The following is a 17041-nucleotide window of genomic DNA, read 5'->3' as shown; positions in this document are numbered from 1 at the left end:
GCCGTGAGCGCCGAGCTGTTGCCGACCGAGTCCGACGAGGAGCGCGAGAACGCTCTCGACACCGCCACGCGAGCAGTGCGTCGCGGCCGCCTCGTGGTGATCCCCACCGACACCGTCTACGGCGTGGCCGCCGATGCCTTCGACCCCGAGGCCGTCAGCCGCCTCCTCACCGCCAAGGGCCGCGGGCGCGAGATGCCGCCCCCGGTGCTCGTGAGCACCGTCGGCACGTTGGACGCCCTGGCCAGCCGGGTGCCCGACTACGTCGGCACGCTCGTGCGCGAGTTCTGGCCCGGCGCCCTGACCGTGGTCTGCCACCAGCAGCCCTCGCTGCAGTGGGACCTCGGCGACACCCGGGGCACCGTCGCGGTGCGCATGCCCGACCACGAGCTCACCCGCGAGCTGCTGGATCGCACCGGACCGCTCGCGGTCAGCTCCGCCAACCTCACCGGGCAGCCGGCCGCCCTCGACGCCGAGGCGGCCGTGGAGATGCTCGGCGACGTGGTCGCCGCCGTCATCGACGCCGGAGCCTCGCCCGGCGGCGTGGCCTCCACCATCGTCGACGCCACGGGCGAGCGGCCGCGGCTGCTGCGCCTCGGTGCGATCCCCGTCGAGCGCCTCGACGCCGTGCTCGCCGCGCACGACCTCACCGTCGACACGGGTGAGGACGAGCCCGACCCGCCCGTCGAGGACGAGCCGGAGGTCGCGCGCCCGTCGCTGACGAAGACCACCGACCTGCCGCCGAGCGACACCGAGGAGCCCGGACCGCGCGATGCGTGAGTACCTCGTCGTCTTCCTCGTCGCCGCGGCCGTCACGTTCCTGCTGACGGTGGTCGCGCGGGAGATCGCGGTACGCACGGGCGCGGTCGCGAAGGTGCGCGACCGCGACGTCCACGCGGCCCCGATCCCGTACCTCGGGGGACTCGCCATGCTGGGCGGGCTGTGGGCGGCCTTCTTCCTGGCCCAGCGCCTGCCCTTCCTCGGTCAGGAGTCCACCTTCGTCTTCCACGACGCGAGGGCGGTGCTGCTGGCCGGCACGCTGGTGTGCGCGGTCGGCGTCATCGACGACATCCTCGACCTCGACGCCCTCACCAAGTTCGGTGGCCAGCTGCTGGCCGTCGGCGTGCTGGTCGTCTCCAACATCCAGTTCAGCTACTTCTACCTCTCACCCGACCAGGTGTTCTCGCTGGACTCCGGTCAGCGCGCCCTGCTCACCGCCTTCGTGGTCGTGGCCACCGTCAACGCGGTCAACTTCATCGACGGCCTCGACGGGCTGGCCGCCGGGGTCATCGGCATCAGCGCCTCGGCGTTCTTCCTGTTCTGCTACTCGCTGTCGTTCCTCAACGACGTCACGCGCGCCAGTACCGGCGCCCTGCTGTCGGCCGCGCTCGCCGGCGCCTGCGCCGGCTTCCTGGTGCACAACTTCCACCCGGCGCGACTGTTCATGGGCGACAGCGGGTCGATGCTCATCGGCCTCGTGCTGCCCGCCACCGCCATCGCGATCACCACGCAGTTCGCCCCCGGCGACCTCACCCGCGGCGTGGACGGCGCCCGCGCCAGCCTGCTCCCGGTGCTGCTGCCCGTGGCGCTGCCGATCCTCATCCTCATCGTCCCGCTCACCGACCTGGTGCTGGCCGTCGTGCGCCGCACGCGGGCGGGGCGCTCACCGTTCGCCCCCGATAAGCAGCACCTGCACCACCGGCTCCTCGAGATCGGCCACTCGCACCGGCGCGCGGTGGTGATCATGTGGCTGTGGGCCGGCCTCATCTCCTACGGCGTGGTCGTGGCGAGCATCTTCACCGGTCCGGCGGTGCTGATCGGCCTCGTGCTCAGCCTGGCGATCACGGTGGCGCTGACCTTCGCGCTGCCCGTCGTCCACAACCCGCACCCGGAGTTCGGGGTGGAGGAGGCCGGCGTGCCGGACGCCGGACCGACCTCGAAGGAGGGTCCCGGGCGCCGTCCCGGGACCCCCGATTCGGACCCCGCGAACCCCTTGTGATAACTTTCACGAACTGTTGAGGGTCCGCCCTCGCACCCCTGTTCGCGACACGAGAACGGCCGCCGCTGATGACGACCGAGTCCCGCCCCCACCGATCGCAGGTGGGCCGCGCCGCAGCCGTCGCTGCGGGCGTCGCCGGGGTCCTCGTGGCTCTCGCCGCCCTCGTGGACGACGCCTCGGCGGCGCGCGGAGCGGCAGTCGGGGGAGTGCTCGCGGTGGGCGTCTTCGCGCTCGGCGCGGGATCGGTGGACGTCGTCTCGCGCGTCGCTCCCGCCGCCTCGCTGATGTTCGCGCTCATCACCTACGCCTTCCAGGTCGTGGTGATGGCGCTGGCCTTCGTCGTGCTCAACCGCTCGGGCCTGCTGGGCGCCGAGCTCGACCGCACCTGGCTGGGCGCGGCGATCATCGTCGGGGCCCTGGTGTGGACCGCAACGCAGCTCCGGGTGGCCACCACGGCCAGGATCCCGGCCTTCGAGCCGACCCCGGCCCGCACGGGTGCGACCACCCTCCGGGACCGCTCCGAGGGTGGTGCGCGATGAGGTGGGGCGACTGCTATTGTCCGGGGCGCAATGAGTCAGCCCGAGGAGTCTCCGAAGGGCGATCCGTGGCATGCGTTCGGCTACGTCGTGGCCGGGGTCGCTTTCTACGGCGTCCTGGGGTGGCTCGCGGACAGATGGCTCGGGACCACCTTCCTGGTCGCCGTCGGGATCCTGATCGGTGCCGCGCTGGGGATCTACCTCACCGCCACCCGGTTCTCGACAGCCTCCGAGCCGGCGCCGCAGCCACGCGATCGGCCAGAACCACCCGCCAGCAGCACGACCACCGACGAGCAGTGAACGCAGAGGAGACCTGGTGATCCACGCAGCCAGCGCCACCATCGCAGCCGCAGGGAGCGGTGAGTCCTTCCAGGCGCCCGGCCCCGGAATCTTCGAGCTGGGCGGCATCGCCGGCAGCCCGGTCACGAAGCCGATGCTGCAGCTGGTCATCGCGGCCGTGCTGGTGTTCGGCTTCTTCTACCTGGCCTCGCGCCAGCGCGCGCTCGTGCCGAGCAAGCTCCAGTTCGCAGGTGAGGGCGCCTACAACTTCGTGCGCAACTCGGTGGCCCGCGACATCATCGGCGCCCACGACTTCGTGCGCTACGTGCCGTACCTGTTCGCGCTGTTCTTCTTCGTGCTGGTCAACAACATCTTCGCGACCATCCCCTTCTTCCAGTTCCCGACCTTCAGCCGCGCGGGCATGGCCTACGCGCTGGCCGGCCTGTCCTGGGTGATCTACAACGCCGTCGGCATCCGCAAGCACGGTCTGGTCGGCTACCTCAAGCTGCAGTGCGTGCCGCACGGCGTCAGCCCCGTGATGTACCCGCTCCTGGTGCCGCTGGAGTTCTTCTCCAACATCCTGGTGCGCCCCGTCACCCTCGCCCTGCGTCTGTTCGCGAACATGTTCGCCGGCCACATCCTGCTGGTCCTCTTCGCCACCGGCGGTCTGTACCTCATCGAGAACGGCGGCATCGGTTACGTCGCCGGCCCCGTGGCCTGGATCCTCGCGATCGCGATCAGCTTCCTCGAGCTCCTGGTGCAGTTCCTCCAGGCCTACGTCTTCGTCCTGCTGAACGCGATGTACATCCAGGGCGCGCTCGCCGACGAGCACTGATCCACGTCCCACCCGCTCCACCAGCATCACCGCACCACCCGGCACCACAGCGCGGCCCCCGGGCCCGCCGGTACCACCACCGACCACAGCTGCAAGTGAAAACAAACCGAAAGGAAAACGGCCGTGAACGCACTGGCTATCGAGGGACAGATGAGCGGCTCGCTCAACATGATCGGCTACGGCCTGGCCGCCGTCGGTCCGGGTATCGCCATCGGCCTGATCTTCGCCGCGTACATCAACGGCGTGGCTCGCCAGCCCGAGGCCCAGAGCCGCCTGCAGTCGATCGCGATCCTCGGCTTCGCGCTCGCCGAGGCGCTCGCCATCATCGGCATCGCCCTCGCGTTCGTCCTCACCGGCGCCTGAGCCGGACCGGTTCGTCCGCACCCACCGCTGCCCACGTAGATCGACAAGGTCAGGTCCATGAATTCACTGGTGATCCTCGCCGCGGGGGAGGGGGAAGAGCTCAACCCCCTCGTCCCGCACCTCGAGGAGATCGCGATCTCCCTCGTGGTGTTCGCGATCCTCTTCTTCGCCGTCAAGAAGTTCGTCGTCCCGAACTTCGAGAAGACGTTCGCCGAGCGCACGCAGGCGATCGAGGGCGGTATCGCCGCGGCCCAGACCAAGCAGGCCGAGGCCGACGCGAAGCTCGCCGAGCTCGAGCAGCAGCTCGCCGAGGCCCGTCACGAGGCCGCGCGCATCCGTGAGGAGGCGCGCGAGCAGGGTGCGGCAATCATCGCCGAGATGCGCGAGCAGGCCCAGGCCGAGGCCTCGCGCATCGTCGAGCACGGCAAGACCCAGATCGAGGCCGAGCGCCAGCAGGCGGTCACCTCGCTCCGGGCCGAGGTCGGCACCCTCGCGACCGGCCTCGCCGGCCGCATCGTGGGCGAGTCGCTCGAGGACGACGCGCGTTCCTCGCGCGTGGTCGAGCGCTTCCTCGCCGACCTCGAGACGGCTGACGCCGCGGGGAGGAACGCCTGATGGTGTCCTTCCGCGGCGCCTCCGCCGACGGCTACGCGGCCGTCGCCGACCGCGTGGGCGCTGTGCCGCAGGCCGAGGCCGCCGCTACGGCGGACGACCTCTTCGCTGCGGCGCAGACCCTGCGCGGCGAGGGCACCCTCCGGCGCTTCGCGACCGATCAGTCGGTCGCATCCGAGGCCCGGCAGGGCGTCGTCCGCGACGTCTTCTCGGGCAAGGTCGGCGCCGGAGCCCTCGACGTCCTCGGTGTGGCGGCGTCTCGACGCTGGACCCGCTCGCGCGACCTCGCGGACGCTCTCGAGCAGGCCGGCGTGATCGCCGCCGTGCGCAGTGCCGGCGAGGAGGTCGACCGCCTGGTCGACGAGCTCTTCGCGGTTCGTCGCACGGTTACCGAGCACTCCGACCTGCGCAACGCGCTGTCGGACCCGGTCCGGTCGAACGCCGACAAGTCGGCGCTCGTCTCGGGCCTGCTGTCCGGCAAGGCGCTCGACGCGACCGTGCAGCTCGTGCGCCAGGCGATCAGCGGCTCGCACCGCACGATCGTGGTCGCGCTCGAGGAGTACGAGTCGGTCGCCGCCGACGTGCGCGGCCAGGGCGTCGCCACGGTGCACGTGGCCGCCCCGCTCTCGGAGGCCGACGAGCAGCGCCTCGCATCCGCGCTGAGCAGCCAGTACGGCCGCCCGGTGCACCTCAACGTCGTCGTCGACCCCGCGGTCCTCGGCGGCATCCGGGTCGAGATCGGCGACGATGTGATCGACGGCACCGTCGCCAGCCGTCTCGACGACGCCCGCCGCAAGATCGCCGGCTGAGCAGCGCGCAGCAGCGTCGCCCTCGGTCACGCCCCACCCACGACTTCACAGCAGCAACGAAGAGAAGAGGCACCTTCAGATGACGGAACTCTCCATCCGTCCGGACGAGATCCGCGACGCCCTCGCCAAGTACGTCTCCGACTTCCAGCCCGCCGCGGCGAGCAAGGAGGAGGTCGGCACGGTGGCCTCCGCCGGCGACGGCATCGCCCGCGTGAGCGGCCTGCCCTCGGCCATGGCCAACGAGCTGCTCGAGTTCGAGGACGGCACCCTCGGTATCGCCCTCAACCTCGAGGAGCGCGAGATCGGTGTCGTCATCCTCGGTGACTTCGACAAGATCGAGGAGGGGCAGTCGGTGCGTCGCACCGGCGAGATCCTCTCGGTCCCCGTGGGCGAGGGCTACCTCGGCCGCGTGGTCGACCCGCTCGGTCGCCCCATCGACGGTCTGGGCGAGCTCGCCACCGACGGCCGCCGCGCCCTCGAGCTGCAGGCCCCCGGCGTGATGGCCCGCAAGTCGGTGCACGAGCCCCTGGCCACCGGCATCAAGGCGATCGACGCCATGACGCCCATCGGCCGCGGCCAGCGCCAGCTCATCATCGGCGACCGCGCCACCGGCAAGACCACGGTCGCGATCGACACGATCATCAACCAGAAGCAGAACTGGGAGTCGGGCGACCCCTCCAAGCAGGTGCGCTGCATCTACGTCGCGATCGGTCAGAAGGGCTCGACCATCGCCTCGGTGCGCGGCGCCCTCGAGGAGGCCGGTGCGCTGGAGTACACCACCATCGTCGCGGCGCCCGCCTCCGACAGCGCCGGCTTCAAGTACCTCGCCCCCTACACCGGCTCGGCCATCGGCCAGCACTGGATGTACGCCGGCAAGCACGTCCTCATCGTCTTCGACGACCTCACCAAGCAGGCCGAGGCCTACCGCGCGGTGTCGCTGCTGCTGCGTCGCCCGCCGGGCCGTGAGGCCTACCCGGGTGACGTCTTCTACCTGCACAGCCGCCTGCTCGAGCGCTGCGCGAAGCTCTCCGACGAGCTCGGCGCCGGCTCGATGACGGGTCTGCCGATCATCGAGACCAAGGCCAACGACGTCTCGGCGTTCATCCCGACCAACGTCATCTCGATCACCGACGGCCAGATCTTCCTCCAGTCCGACCTGTTCGCGGCCAACCAGCGCCCGGCCATCGACGTCGGCATCTCGGTCTCGCGCGTCGGCGGCGCGGCGATGACCAAGGCGATGAAGGCCGTCACCGGCTCGCTCAAGGTCGACCTCGCGCAGTACCGCGCGATGGAGGCGTTCGCCATGTTCGCCTCCGACCTCGACGCCGCCTCCAAGCAGCAGCTCGCCCGCGGCCAGCGCCTCATGGCCCTCCTCAAGCAGCCGGCCTACTCGCCGTACCCGCTCGAGGAGATGACCGTGTCGCTGTGGCTCGGCACCAGCGGTCGCCTCGACAAGGTCGACACCGGCGACGTGCTGCGCTTCGAGTCCGAGTTCCTCGACTACCTGCGCCGCTCGCACGCCGGACTGCTGTCGGCGATCCGCGAGAGCCAGAAGTTCGAGGACGAGGCCGGCCTGGTCGGCGCCTACGACTCCTTCCTGAACCAGTTCGAGACCTCCTCGGGGGGCAGCATCAAGCCGGGCCACGAGGCCGAGGCCGAGGCGCTGGCCGACGACGAGCTCGAGCAGGAGCAGATCGTCAAGCAGAAGCGGGGCTGATCCCACATGGCCGTATCGCTGCGTGAGTACCGCGCGCGGATCAAGTCGACGGAGTCGATGAAGAAGATCACGCGCGCCATGGAGCTCGTCGCTGCGTCCCGGATCGCCAAGGCGCAGCAGCGTGCTGCCGCCGCGGCGCCGTACGCACGGGAGCTCACCCGTGCGGTCTCCGCCGTGGCGACGTACTCCAACGTCGACCACCCGCTGACGCGCGAGGAGGAGAACCCGCGCCGGGCGGCGGTGCTGATCATCACCAGCGACCGCGGTCTGGCCGGCGCCTACTCCGCGAGCGTGCTGAAGGAGGCCGATCGTCTCGCCGAGCGTCTGCGCGACGAGGGCAAGGAGATCGACTACTACCTGACCGGCCGCAAGGCGGAGGCGTACTTCCGCTTCCGCGGGCGCTCGTACGTTCAGGCCTGGACGGGGTTCTCCGACCAGCCGACCTACGACGTCGCGGCCGAGATCGGCTCGACCCTCATCGCAAGCTTCCTCAAGCAGCAGGGTGAGGAGGGTGACGTCGACGAGGTGCACCTGGTCTACACCCGGTTCCGCTCGATGATCACCCAGGAGCCGACCGCCGTGCGGCTGCTGCCGCTCGAGGTCGTGGAGGGCGCCGAGGCGCCGTCCACCGACGAGCTGCTGCCGCTCTACGAGTTCGAGCCCTCGGCCGAGCAGGTGCTCGACGGGCTGCTGCCGCAGTACGTCCAGAGCCGGATCTTCTACTGCCTGCTGCAGTCGGCGGCCTCCGAGCTCGCCGCCCGCCAGCGGGCGATGAAGGCGGCCACGGACAACGCCGACGAGCTGATCAAGAAGCTCACCCGGATCGCCAACCAGGCGCGCCAGGCCGGCATCACCCAGGAGATCAGCGAGATCGTCGGTGGCGTCAACGCGCTGGCCGACGCTCAGGCCGCCAACGACTGACCCGAACCCATCGGACCAACGGAGTAAGAAATGACTGCCTTCGCAGAAGAGACTGCAACCCAGACGACGGTGGGTCGGATCGCGCGCGTCATCGGCCCGGTCGTCGACGTCGAGTTCCCCACCGACGCGATGCCCGAGATCTACAACAAGCTCGAGGCCGAGGTGACCCTCGAGGGTGAGAGCACCCTGCTCCCGCTCGAGGTCGCCCAGCACATCGGCGACGGCATGGTCCGCGCCATCTCGCTCAAGCCCACCGACGGCCTCGTGCGCGGTCAGAGCGTCACCGACACCGGCGGCCCGATCGCCGTGCCGGTCGGCGACGTCACGCTCGGCCGCGTCTTCAACGCCACCGGCGACTTCCTCAACCTCGAGGGTGGCGAGAGCGTCGAGGTCAACGAGCGCTGGGGAATCCATCGCAAGGCCCCGGCCTTCGACCAGCTCGAGTCCAAGACCCAGATGTTCGAGACGGGCATCAAGGTCATCGACCTCCTCACCCCCTACGTGACCGGTGGAAAGATCGGTCTGTTCGGTGGTGCCGGTGTGGGCAAGACCGTACTCATCCAGGAGATGATCGCCCGCGTGGCGAAGAACCACGGTGGTGTGTCGGTGTTCGCCGGTGTCGGCGAGCGCACCCGTGAGGGCAACGACCTCATCGAGGAGATGAAGGACGCCGGCGTGTTCGACAAGGTCGCGCTCGTGTTCGGTCAGATGGACGAGCCGCCGGGCACGCGTCTGCGGGTGGCCCTCTCGGCGCTGACGATGGCGGAGTACTTCCGCGACGTGCAGAACCAGGACGTGCTGCTCTTCATCGACAACATCTTCCGCTTCACCCAGGCGGGTTCCGAGGTCTCCACGCTGCTCGGCCGCATGCCGTCGGCCGTGGGTTACCAGCCCAACCTGGCTGACGAGATGGGTCTGCTCCAGGAGCGCATCACCTCGACCCGCGGTCGTTCGATCACCTCGATGCAGGCCATCTACGTGCCCGCGGACGACTACACCGACCCCGCGCCGGCCACGACCTTCGCGCACCTCGACGCCACCCCCGAGCTCTCGCGAGAGATCGCCTCGCTCGGCATCTACCCGGCGGTGGACCCCCTGACCTCGACCTCGCGGATCCTCGACCCGCAGTACATCGGCCAGGCCCACTACGACTGCGCGATCCGCGTCAAGCAGATCCTCCAGCGCAACAAGGAGCTCCAGGACATCATCGCGATCCTCGGTGTCGACGAGCTCCCCGAGGAGGACAAGGTGATCGTCTCGCGCGCTCGCCGCATCCAGCGCTTCCTGTCGCAGAACACCTACGTGGCCAAGCAGTTCACCGGCATCGAGGGTTCGACCGTCCCGGTGGCCGACACCATCGAGGCGTTCAACAAGATCGCGGACGGCGAGTACGACCACGTCGCCGAGCAGGCGTTCTTCATGTGCGGTGGCCTGGACGACGTCGAGCGCAACTGGGCCGACATCCAGAAGAGCCTCTGACCATGGCCGAGACGTCCGAGTACCTCCACGTCGAGCTGGTCGCCGCCGACCGCACGGTGTGGTCGGGCGAGGCCTCGATGGTCATCGCCCGCACGCTCGAGGGCGACCTCGGTGTGCTGCGCGGTCACGCTCCCACGCTGTCGCTGCTCTCGGCCTCCGTGGTCGAGATCCAGGTCGGGGGCCGCGACGAGGTGTTCGTCGCGGCCGTCGACGGCGGCTTCATCTCGGTGGCCGACGACCGGGTCTCGATCCTGGCCGAGCGCATCGAGCGGGCCGAGGACATCGAGCTCGACCAGGCGCGCATCGACCGCGAGGAGGCCGAGCGCCTGATCGACTCCGGCAACGGCGCCGAGCAGCGCCTGCGTCACGCCGAGGCTCGCATCCGCGCTGCGGAGAAGGTGGCCTGAACCGCGAATGGCATGGTGGGCATGGGTGCTCGACGCTGCCGGCGTCGCGCTGCTCCTGCTCGTGCTGTACGGCGCCGGACTCGTCGTCCGGCGCCGTCTGCTCTCCCGGCACGGAGGCACGTTCGAGCTGAGCCATCGGCTCCCCGGGCGTGCCTCCGACCGCGGGTGGGTGCTGGGGCTGGGGCGCTACTCGGGTGAGGACCTCGAGTGGTTCCGGGTGTTCTCCCTCTCCCCGCGGCCCAAGCGAGCGTGGTCGCGTGCCACGCTGGCCTTCGACGGGCGCCGCGACCCGGTCGGCGCCGAGCAGGCCTCGCTCTACCCCGACCACCTGGTCATCACCTGCACCTCGCCCGCCGGTCCGGTCGAGCTCGCGATGAGCGACTCCAGTCTCACCGGCTTCCAGGCCTGGCTCGAGGCGCAGCCGCCCGGCACCGACTGGAACCGCTGAGATCCACGCGGGCCCCGCGCGGGTCTCACTCCTCGAAGAGCGCCCTCAGGTCATCGGCGCTGATGGAGGAGGCCATGGCGCCGTCGCCGTCGACGACCTTGGCGAAGAGCTCGGCCTTGCGGGCCTTGAGCTGCATCACCTTCTGCTCGATCGTGTCGGTGGCGACGAGGCGGTACACGTGCACGCTGCGGGTCTGCCCGATGCGGTGGGCGCGGTCGACCGCCTGCGCCTCGGCCGCGGGGTTCCACCACGGGTCGAGCACGAAGACGTAGTCGGCCTCGGTGAGCGTGAGCCCGGTGCCACCCGCCTTGAGCGAGATCAGGAAGACGGGGGCGCCACCGGCGCGGAAGCTGTCGATGGCGCCGGCGCGGTCGCGCGTGGAGCCGTCGAGGTAGGCGGGCGTGATGCCCTCCTCGACCAGCCGGTCGCGCACCCGGGTGAGGAAGCGCGTGAACTGGCTGAAGACGAGCGCGCGGTGCCCCTCGGCGGCCAGCTCCACCAGCTGGTCGACGAGGACGTCGAGCTTGGCCGACCCGACGCCGTCGTGCTCGGCGTCAACCAGGGCGGGGTCGAGCGCGAGCTGGCGCAGCGTCGTCAGCGCGCTGAGGACGGCGACCCGGTTGCGGTCGAGGTCGGCGACCAGACCGAGCAGGCGCTGGCGTTCGCGGGCGAGGTGGGCGTCGTAGATGCGTCGGTGCTTGGGCGACAGGACGACCTCGAGCACCTGCTCCTGCTTGGCGGGGAGGTCGGCGGCGACGAGCTCCTTGGTGCGGCGCAGCAGGAAGGGCCGCAGTCGGCGCCGGAACCGCTCCAGCACCACCGCGTCGCCCCGCTCGACCGGTCGGACCACCCGTTCCACGAAGTCCTTGGGCCGCGGGTAGAGGCCGGGCACGGTGATCGAGAGCAGTGACCACAGCTCGCCGAGCCTGTTCTCGAAGGGGGTGCCGGTGACCGCGAGGCGGAAGTCGGCGCGGACCGAGCGCGCGGCGACGTAGGTCTTGCTGCGGTGGTTCTTGACCTGCTGGGCCTCGTCGAGGACGAGACCCGACCAGTCGAGGTCGGTGTAGGCGCTCTGGGCGAGCCGGAGCAGGGTGTAGGTGGTGACCACGACGTCGTGCCCGGCGGCCAGTGCCGCGATGTCGTCGTCGCGGCGGGCGGCCACGGCGACGCGCAGGCCGGGCGCGTGGCGCCGCGCCTCGGCCGCCCAGGCGGTGACCACGCTGGTGGGGGCGACCACGAGGAACGGGGCGTCCGTGGGCCGCTCGCTCCGTGCGTGCGCGATGAGGGCGAGCACCTGGAGGGTCTTGCCGAGGCCCATGTCGTCGGCGAGGATCCCACCGAGTCCGTGCTGCCATAGGAAGGCGAGCCACCAGAAGCCGTCGCGCTGGTAGCTGCGCAGATCGGTGGCGAGGCCACGGGGTTCGGGGCGCGGCAGGTCGACGAGGTCGCGCAGTGCGATCGCGCGCTGCACCCACGTGGCGACCTGCTCGTCGACGACGCCGGCCTCCTGCAGCTGCGCCCACAGACCGAGGTCCTGGCGGCCCACCCCGATGCGGTCGCCGGTGCGCTCGTGGATCTCGGCCGCTGCGGCGACGACCTCGCGCAGGCGGTCGAGCTCGGGGCGGTCGGTACTCACGTAGAGACCGCTGGGCAGCACGAGGAAGTCGGCCCCGAGCGTGAGGGCGGCGAGCACGTCGGGCAGCCCGATGGGCTCGCCGTCGACGGTGATGGTGACCGCGAGGTCGAGCCAGTCGGTGGGCGCATCGCCCTCGGCCTCGACCAGCTCGAAGCTGATCTCCGGGGCGCCCTCGGCCTCGCGGAAGTCGGGCCGCTCGACCTCCTCGACCTCGACGTCGGCCAGGGTGCGCAGGTGCGGCAGGTCGTGGACGGCGAGGGTCAGCGCGTCGCCGTCGTCCACGGTGCGGGCGCGGAGGAGGGGTGCCGGGACGCGCGCGCGGATCTCCTGCTCGGCCGCGCCGTCGCGCACACCACCGAGGCGATCGCGCTCGTCGAGCTCGCAGCGCAGTGCGGGGTCGCGGGGCGCCGAGGTGGCGGGCCAAGCGGGATCGGCGTCGTCGTCGGACGGCGCCTCGACGTACTGCCAGTGCCAGGCGAGCGAGGCCCGCGTGGCACTGCGCCAGGTGACGGTGAGCACGAGCAGCGGGCGCAGGGGAGCGGGCAGCGCGACGCTGCTGTCGGAGGACTCCAGCACCAGGTGCTGCTGGAGTGGTCGCAGGAGGGCGCGGAGGTCGTCGACCTCGTCGGCAGGCACCTCGAGCTCCGGACCCGCCACGAGGTGCCGGACCGCCGTGGGCATCACCGCCTCGAGGTGGGCGAGCACGAGCGAGTCGCCGTCGCGCAGCGCCACGCTGTGGGCGGGGGAGCCGATCATCACGACGTCGTCGCCCGACCACGAGCGCTCGCCGAGCACCACCGTGGCCCGCACCCGGGTGGCCGCACCGCGCTCGGCGGCGTGCAGGTCGAGGTGCACCTGCGCGTCGGTGTCGTGCAGTGCCACCTCCTTGACGCCGGGCCCGGCCACGAGGGCGACGCCGGACTCGACCGCCTCCCGCAGGGCGGGCACCACGCGGTCGCCGAACTCCTCGATCGAGGGCGGCACTCCGGCGTAGGCGTAGGCGCGGTGGCGGGCCCAGAGCCGCTGGAGCACGCCGAGCGCCTCGCCCTGCTCGCGCGGATAGGAGGACGGCGGCGCAGCGCCGGCGAAGTCGCTCCACTCGACGCCGGAGCGGACCCATGGCTTGTTGGTGCCCTGGCGCAGAGGTCGCAGGTGCACGCTGGCGCCCAGGGAGCCGCGACCGGCGCGCGGCGCGGAGAGCGAGATCTCCAGCGCGAGGGGCACGCGCGGCCGCTCCTGGGGTCGCTGCTTCTCGAGCTCGCCCACCACCCGCTCGAGCGTGCGGCGCCAGCCGCTGCCCGCCGACGAGGTGCGCCCGCCGAAGGTGCGACCGAGGGTGAGGGCGAGTGCCGCCCCGTGCTTGCAGGAGGCGCCGACCGGGCAGGTGCACACCGAGAACAGCCAACCCGCGTACCCCTCGCTCGGGGCCTCGGCGTGCAGCTGCACCTGGTAGGGCTCGGGTCGCGTTCCTCGCACCTCGGCGGTGGCGGTGACGCTGGCGCTGGTGAGCGTGACGATCTCGGGGCGCCCGACGCAGCCGAGGTCCACGACCTCGCGCGCGCGCTGGAGCGTCCCGGCGTCGAAGTGGCGGGCCAGGAAGGAGTCGTCGAGATGGGAGAGGACGTTCACGGTCCGGCCATGGTGGCACGCGGGTCCGAGCCTGCGACGCGCCTGTCCCCAGGCCCGATCGGCGCCGCGCCCCGTCGCGGAGTCGGCGTCAGCCGCGCTCGCCGCCCGGCACCCAGAGCACGTCGCCCTTCTCGCGGTTCGCGTGCCGGGCGAGGATGAAGACGAGGTCGGAGAGTCGGTTGAGGTAGGTGATCGCGATCTTGTTCATCGACTCGTGGTGCACCTCCCACGCCGCCCAGGCCGAGCGCTCCGCGCGGCGCACGACGGTACGGGCCACGTGCAGGTGGGCGGCGCCGGCGGTGCCGCCGTTGATGATGAACGAGCGCAGGGCCGGCAGGTCGGCGTTGTAGGAGTCGCACCAGGCCTCGAGGCGGTCGACGTACTCCTGCTCGATGCGCAGCGGCGGGAACTCGGGGTTCTCCACCACCGGGGTGCAGAAGTCGGCGCCGACGTCGAACAGGTCGTTCTGCACGTGGGTGAGGACGGCGACCACGTCGTCGTCCAGGCCGCCGGTGGCCACCGCCACGCCGAGGTGGGCGTTGGCCTCGTCGACGTCGGCGTAGGCGCGCAGGCGCAGGTCGGTCTTGGTGGTGACGCTCATGTCGCCCAGGCGGGTCTCGCCGGCATCGCCGGTGCGGGTGTAGATGCGCGTCAGGTTGACCATGCGCCGAGGGTAGACGACGCCCCTCGCGAAGAATCTCGCGTCTCGATGCAACCGATCGGGGTACCGGCGCGTCTGAGTGGGTGAGGGGTGACCCGGGGTCGGCGTGGGCCGGCCGCACCCCGCTGCTCGGGAGGTCCCCCATGCTCCGTGTCGCACCGCAGCCCACCGTGCCCGCCGCTGCGCCCTCCGAAGCGTCCGCAGCCCAGCCTCGCGCAGCGCTCACCGTGCTGGTCGGCGACGCCGTGGTGGTGCTCGCCGGCGACCTCGACGTGCGCAGCACCGAGGCGGTGCGGGCCGTCGTCCACGAACTGGTGCGGCGTGCGGACGACGGCGGCGTGGTGCTCGTGGACCTCTCCGACGTCACGTCCGTCGACGCCACCGCGCTCAAGGTGTTGGCCGCGGCGACCCGCGCCGCCCGCGGGCGCGGCGTGCGCCTGGTGCTGCGGGCCTCGCCGCCGGCCGTGCGTCGCATGCTGCACCTCACCCGCCTCATCCGCGTGGTCGAGGTGGAGCGCGAGGCCCAGCCCGCGTGAGCCTCTCGTCGGTTGGCGAAGGGGTCGCTGTGGAGAACCACACATCGGACCCGGTTACCAACTGGTAGCCAGCGCTTTACGCTTCGCACTATGACGACCTCGCCTGACGCTGCCGCGCCGGAGAACACCCCGCGTGTGAAGGACCGCCCGTGGGTGATGCGCACCTACGCCGGCCACTCCACCGCCGAGGCGTCGAACGCGCTCTACCGCACCAACCTCGCGAAGGGCCAGACCGGCCTCTCGGTCGCCTTCGACCTGCCGACCCAGACGGGCTACGACCCCGACAGCCCGCTCTCGCGCGGCGAGGTCGGCAAGGTCGGCGTGCCGGTGCCGCACCTGGGGGAGATGCGCAAGCTCTTCAGTGAGATCCCGCTCACCGAGATGAACACCTCGATGACGATCAACGCCACCGCGATGTGGCTGCTCGCGCTCTACCAGGTGGCCGCCGAGGAGCAGAACCCCGACCTCGACCCCGCCGAGGTCGCCGCCCAGCTGGCCGGCACAACCCAGAACGACATCATCAAGGAGTACCTCTCGCGGGGCACCTACGTGTTCCCGCCCGAGCACTCCCTGCGGCTCATCGCCGACATGATCGCCTACACGGTCCACCAGATCCCGAAGTGGAACCCGATCAACATCTGCAGCTACCACCTGCAGGAGGCGGGCGCCACGCCGGTGCAGGAGATCGCCTACGCGATGTGCACGGCGATCGCGGTGCTCGACCAGGTCAAGGCCTCGGGCCAGGTCGGCGACGAGGACTTCGAGAAGGTCGTCGGCCGCATCTCCTTCTTCGTCAACGCCGGCGTGCGCTTCGTCGAGGAGATGTGCAAGATGCGCGCCTTCGTGGAGCTGTGGGACGAGATCACGCGCGAGCGCTACGGCGTGCAGGACCCCAAGATGCGCCGCTTCCGCTACGGCGTGCAGGTCAACAGCCTCGGTCTCACCGAGGCCCAGCCTGAGAACAACGTGCAGCGCATCGTGCTCGAGATGCTGGCCGTCACGCTCAGCAAGGGCGCCCGCGCCCGCGCCGTCCAGCTGCCGGCGTGGAACGAGGCCCTCGGCCTGCCGCGCCCGTGGGACCAGCAGTGGTCGCTGCGCCTGCAGCAGGTGCTCGCCTTCGAGTCCGACCTGCTCGAGTACGACGACATCTTCGACGGCTCGCCCGTCATCCAGGCCAAGGTCGACGAGCTCATCGCCGGTGCCAAGGCCGAGATCGACCGCGTGCAGGCGATGGGCGGCGCGATCGCTGCTGTCGACTCGGGCTACATGAAGCAGGAGCTCGTCTCCTCCCACGCCCGCCGCCGTGCGGCGATCGAGGACGGTCACGAGATCATCGTCGGCGTCAACAAGTTCGACACCACCGAGCCCAGCCCGCTCACCGCCGACCTCGACGGCGCGATCCAGGTGGCCGACCCGGCCGCCGAGCAGGCCGCGCTCGCCTCGGTCGAGGCGTGGAAGGCCCAGCGCGACCAGACGGCCGTGGACGCCGCACTGGCCCGCCTCGCCGAGGACGCCAAGACCGGCACCAACCTCATGCACGCCACCCTGGCCGCCGCCCGCGCCGGCGCCACGACCGGCGAGTGGGCCGGTGTGCTGCGCGAGGTGTTCGGCGAGTTCCGCGCCCCCACCGGCGTCGCCGGTGCGGTCGGCGTGGCCGAGGCCGGCGCCGAGCTCACCGCTGTGCGCGAGCAGGTCAAGGCCACCGGCGACGAGCTCGGCGGTCGCCTGCGCCTCCTCGTCGGCAAGCCAGGCCTCGACGGCCACTCCAACGGCGCCGAGCAGGTGGCCGTGCGCGCCCGCGACGCCGGCTTCGAGGTCATCTACCAGGGCATCCGCCTGACGCCCGAGCAGATCGTGGCCGCTGCGGTGTCGGAGGACGTCCACTGCGTCGGCCTGTCGATCCTCTCGGGCTCGCACATGGAGCTCGTGCCCGCCGTCCTCGAGGGGCTGAAGGCCGCCGGCATGGGTGACGTGCCGGTGATCGTCGGCGGCATCATCCCCGACTCCGACGGCAAGCGACTGACCGAGCTCGGCGTCGCCGCCGTCTAAACGCCCAAGGACTTCGGCCTCACCGAGATCATGGGCGGCATCGTCCAGGTGATCCGCAAGGCCAACGGGCTCGACTGACCCGGCGCCTCGCGAACGCCCCCCCCCCACAGGCGGGGCGGCGGTCGCCC

Annotated in this window: 17 protein-coding genes; 15 read left to right on the top strand and 2 right to left on the bottom strand. The window is 71.2% G+C overall.

The window, feature by feature from the left end; translation table 11 throughout:
- The first annotated feature begins 3 nt into the window (after window positions 1-3).
- The 13 genes from ACERUN_RS17590 (at window position 4) to ACERUN_RS17530 (ending at window position 10402) form a co-directional block, all read left to right on the top strand.
- Complete coding sequence (locus ACERUN_RS17590) at window positions 4-777, top strand: L-threonylcarbamoyladenylate synthase (protein ID WP_370291376.1); 774 nt, start codon at window positions 4-6, stop codon at window positions 775-777.
- Window positions 770-1996 (top strand): glycosyltransferase family 4 protein, encoded by a 1227-nt coding sequence (locus ACERUN_RS17585; RefSeq protein WP_370291375.1) that lies wholly within the window; start codon window positions 770-772, stop codon window positions 1994-1996. The genes ACERUN_RS17590 and ACERUN_RS17585 overlap by 8 nt, the downstream gene beginning before the upstream one ends.
- A 68-nt stretch (window positions 1997-2064) precedes the next feature.
- Complete coding sequence (locus ACERUN_RS17580; protein WP_370291373.1) at window positions 2065-2535, top strand: hypothetical protein; 471 nt, start codon at window positions 2065-2067, stop codon at window positions 2533-2535.
- Window positions 2536-2565: 30 nt separating this feature from the next.
- Window positions 2566-2832: a hypothetical protein gene (locus ACERUN_RS17575; RefSeq protein ID WP_370291370.1), complete on the top strand. Its 267-nt coding sequence runs from the start codon at window positions 2566-2568 to the stop codon at window positions 2830-2832.
- 16 nt (window positions 2833-2848) lie between these two features.
- On the top strand, window positions 2849-3646 hold the full coding sequence (atpB, locus tag ACERUN_RS17570; RefSeq protein WP_370291369.1) for a F0F1 ATP synthase subunit A: 798 nt from the start codon (window positions 2849-2851) through the stop codon (window positions 3644-3646).
- A gap of 150 nt (window positions 3647-3796) precedes the next feature.
- Window positions 3797-4009: an ATP synthase F0 subunit C gene (gene atpE / locus ACERUN_RS17565; protein WP_370291410.1), complete on the top strand. Its 213-nt coding sequence runs from the start codon at window positions 3797-3799 to the stop codon at window positions 4007-4009.
- Window positions 4010-4066: 57 nt separating this feature from the next.
- Window positions 4067-4624, top strand: a complete 558-nt coding sequence (locus ACERUN_RS17560) for a F0F1 ATP synthase subunit B (protein WP_370291367.1) — start codon at window positions 4067-4069, stop codon at window positions 4622-4624.
- Complete coding sequence (locus tag ACERUN_RS17555; RefSeq protein WP_370291365.1) at window positions 4624-5430, top strand: F0F1 ATP synthase subunit delta; 807 nt, start codon at window positions 4624-4626, stop codon at window positions 5428-5430. The genes ACERUN_RS17560 and ACERUN_RS17555 overlap by 1 nt, the downstream gene beginning before the upstream one ends.
- A gap of 79 nt (window positions 5431-5509) precedes the next feature.
- Window positions 5510-7147: a F0F1 ATP synthase subunit alpha gene (gene atpA, locus ACERUN_RS17550; protein ID WP_370291364.1), complete on the top strand. Its 1638-nt coding sequence runs from the start codon at window positions 5510-5512 to the stop codon at window positions 7145-7147.
- Between the two features lie 6 nt (window positions 7148-7153).
- Window positions 7154-8068 (top strand): F0F1 ATP synthase subunit gamma, encoded by a 915-nt coding sequence (locus ACERUN_RS17545; RefSeq protein ID WP_370291362.1) that lies wholly within the window; start codon window positions 7154-7156, stop codon window positions 8066-8068.
- Between the two features lie 30 nt (window positions 8069-8098).
- Window positions 8099-9547, top strand: a complete 1449-nt coding sequence (atpD, locus tag ACERUN_RS17540; RefSeq protein ID WP_370291361.1) for a F0F1 ATP synthase subunit beta — start codon at window positions 8099-8101, stop codon at window positions 9545-9547.
- Between the two features lie 2 nt (window positions 9548-9549).
- Window positions 9550-9954, top strand: coding sequence for a F0F1 ATP synthase subunit epsilon (locus ACERUN_RS17535; RefSeq protein WP_370291360.1), 405 nt, complete (start codon window positions 9550-9552; stop codon window positions 9952-9954).
- A gap of 7 nt (window positions 9955-9961) precedes the next feature.
- On the top strand, window positions 9962-10402 hold the full coding sequence (locus ACERUN_RS17530) for a DUF2550 domain-containing protein (protein WP_370291359.1): 441 nt from the start codon (window positions 9962-9964) through the stop codon (window positions 10400-10402).
- 25 nt (window positions 10403-10427) lie between these two features.
- On the opposite strand, the gene ACERUN_RS17525 is transcribed toward ACERUN_RS17530, so the two are convergent.
- Both ACERUN_RS17525 and ACERUN_RS17520 read right to left on the bottom strand, forming a co-directional pair.
- A complete protein-coding gene (locus ACERUN_RS17525; RefSeq protein WP_370291358.1) occupies window positions 10428-13667 on the bottom strand; it encodes an SNF2-related protein in 3240 nt (1079 codons plus the stop codon).
- 88 nt (window positions 13668-13755) lie between these two features.
- A complete protein-coding gene (locus tag ACERUN_RS17520) occupies window positions 13756-14331 on the bottom strand; it encodes a cob(I)yrinic acid a,c-diamide adenosyltransferase (protein WP_370291356.1) in 576 nt (191 codons plus the stop codon).
- 140 nt (window positions 14332-14471) lie between these two features.
- On the opposite strand from ACERUN_RS17520, the gene ACERUN_RS17515 reads away from it, so the two are divergent.
- Together ACERUN_RS17515 and ACERUN_RS17510 are read left to right on the top strand one after the other, a co-directional pair.
- Window positions 14472-14864, top strand: a complete 393-nt coding sequence (locus ACERUN_RS17515; RefSeq protein WP_370291354.1) for an STAS domain-containing protein — start codon at window positions 14472-14474, stop codon at window positions 14862-14864.
- Between the two features lie 90 nt (window positions 14865-14954).
- Complete coding sequence (locus ACERUN_RS17510; RefSeq protein ID WP_370291353.1) at window positions 14955-16913, top strand: protein meaA; 1959 nt, start codon at window positions 14955-14957, stop codon at window positions 16911-16913.
- Window positions 16914-17041 lie beyond the last annotated feature (128 nt).

Origin of the sequence: Nocardioides sp. (assembly GCF_964229035.1) — a bacterium.
Lineage (GTDB): Bacteria > Actinomycetota > Actinomycetes > Propionibacteriales > Nocardioidaceae > Nocardioides.
This window is presented reverse-complemented; position numbering and strand designations above follow the sequence as displayed.

Bases quoted from the DNA above. Each gene is read 5' to 3' on its own strand.
- ACERUN_RS17585 (WP_370291375.1), top strand. From the start codon at position 770: ATGCGTGAGTACCTCGTCGTCTTCCTCGTCGCCGCGGCCGTCACGTTC.
- ACERUN_RS17580 (WP_370291373.1), top strand. From the start codon at position 2,065: ATGACGACCGAGTCCCGCCCCCACCGATCGCAGGTGGGCCGCGCCGCA.
- ACERUN_RS17575 (WP_370291370.1), top strand. From the start codon at position 2,566: ATGAGTCAGCCCGAGGAGTCTCCGAAGGGCGATCCGTGGCATGCGTTC.
- atpE (WP_370291410.1), top strand. From the start codon at position 3,797: ATGAGCGGCTCGCTCAACATGATCGGCTACGGCCTGGCCGCCGTCGGT.
- ACERUN_RS17560 (WP_370291367.1), top strand. From the start codon at position 4,067: ATGAATTCACTGGTGATCCTCGCCGCGGGGGAGGGGGAAGAGCTCAAC.
- ACERUN_RS17555 (WP_370291365.1), top strand. From the start codon at position 4,624: ATGGTGTCCTTCCGCGGCGCCTCCGCCGACGGCTACGCGGCCGTCGCC.
- atpA (WP_370291364.1), top strand. From the start codon at position 5,510: ATGACGGAACTCTCCATCCGTCCGGACGAGATCCGCGACGCCCTCGCC.
- ACERUN_RS17545 (WP_370291362.1), top strand. From the start codon at position 7,154: ATGGCCGTATCGCTGCGTGAGTACCGCGCGCGGATCAAGTCGACGGAG.
- atpD (WP_370291361.1), top strand. From the start codon at position 8,099: ATGACTGCCTTCGCAGAAGAGACTGCAACCCAGACGACGGTGGGTCGG.
- ACERUN_RS17535 (WP_370291360.1), top strand. From the start codon at position 9,550: ATGGCCGAGACGTCCGAGTACCTCCACGTCGAGCTGGTCGCCGCCGAC.
- ACERUN_RS17530 (WP_370291359.1), top strand. From the start codon at position 9,962: ATGGCATGGTGGGCATGGGTGCTCGACGCTGCCGGCGTCGCGCTGCTC.
- ACERUN_RS17520 (WP_370291356.1), bottom strand. From the start codon at position 14,331: ATGGTCAACCTGACGCGCATCTACACCCGCACCGGCGATGCCGGCGAG.
- ACERUN_RS17515 (WP_370291354.1), top strand. From the start codon at position 14,472: ATGCTCCGTGTCGCACCGCAGCCCACCGTGCCCGCCGCTGCGCCCTCC.
- ACERUN_RS17510 (WP_370291353.1), top strand. From the start codon at position 14,955: ATGACGACCTCGCCTGACGCTGCCGCGCCGGAGAACACCCCGCGTGTG.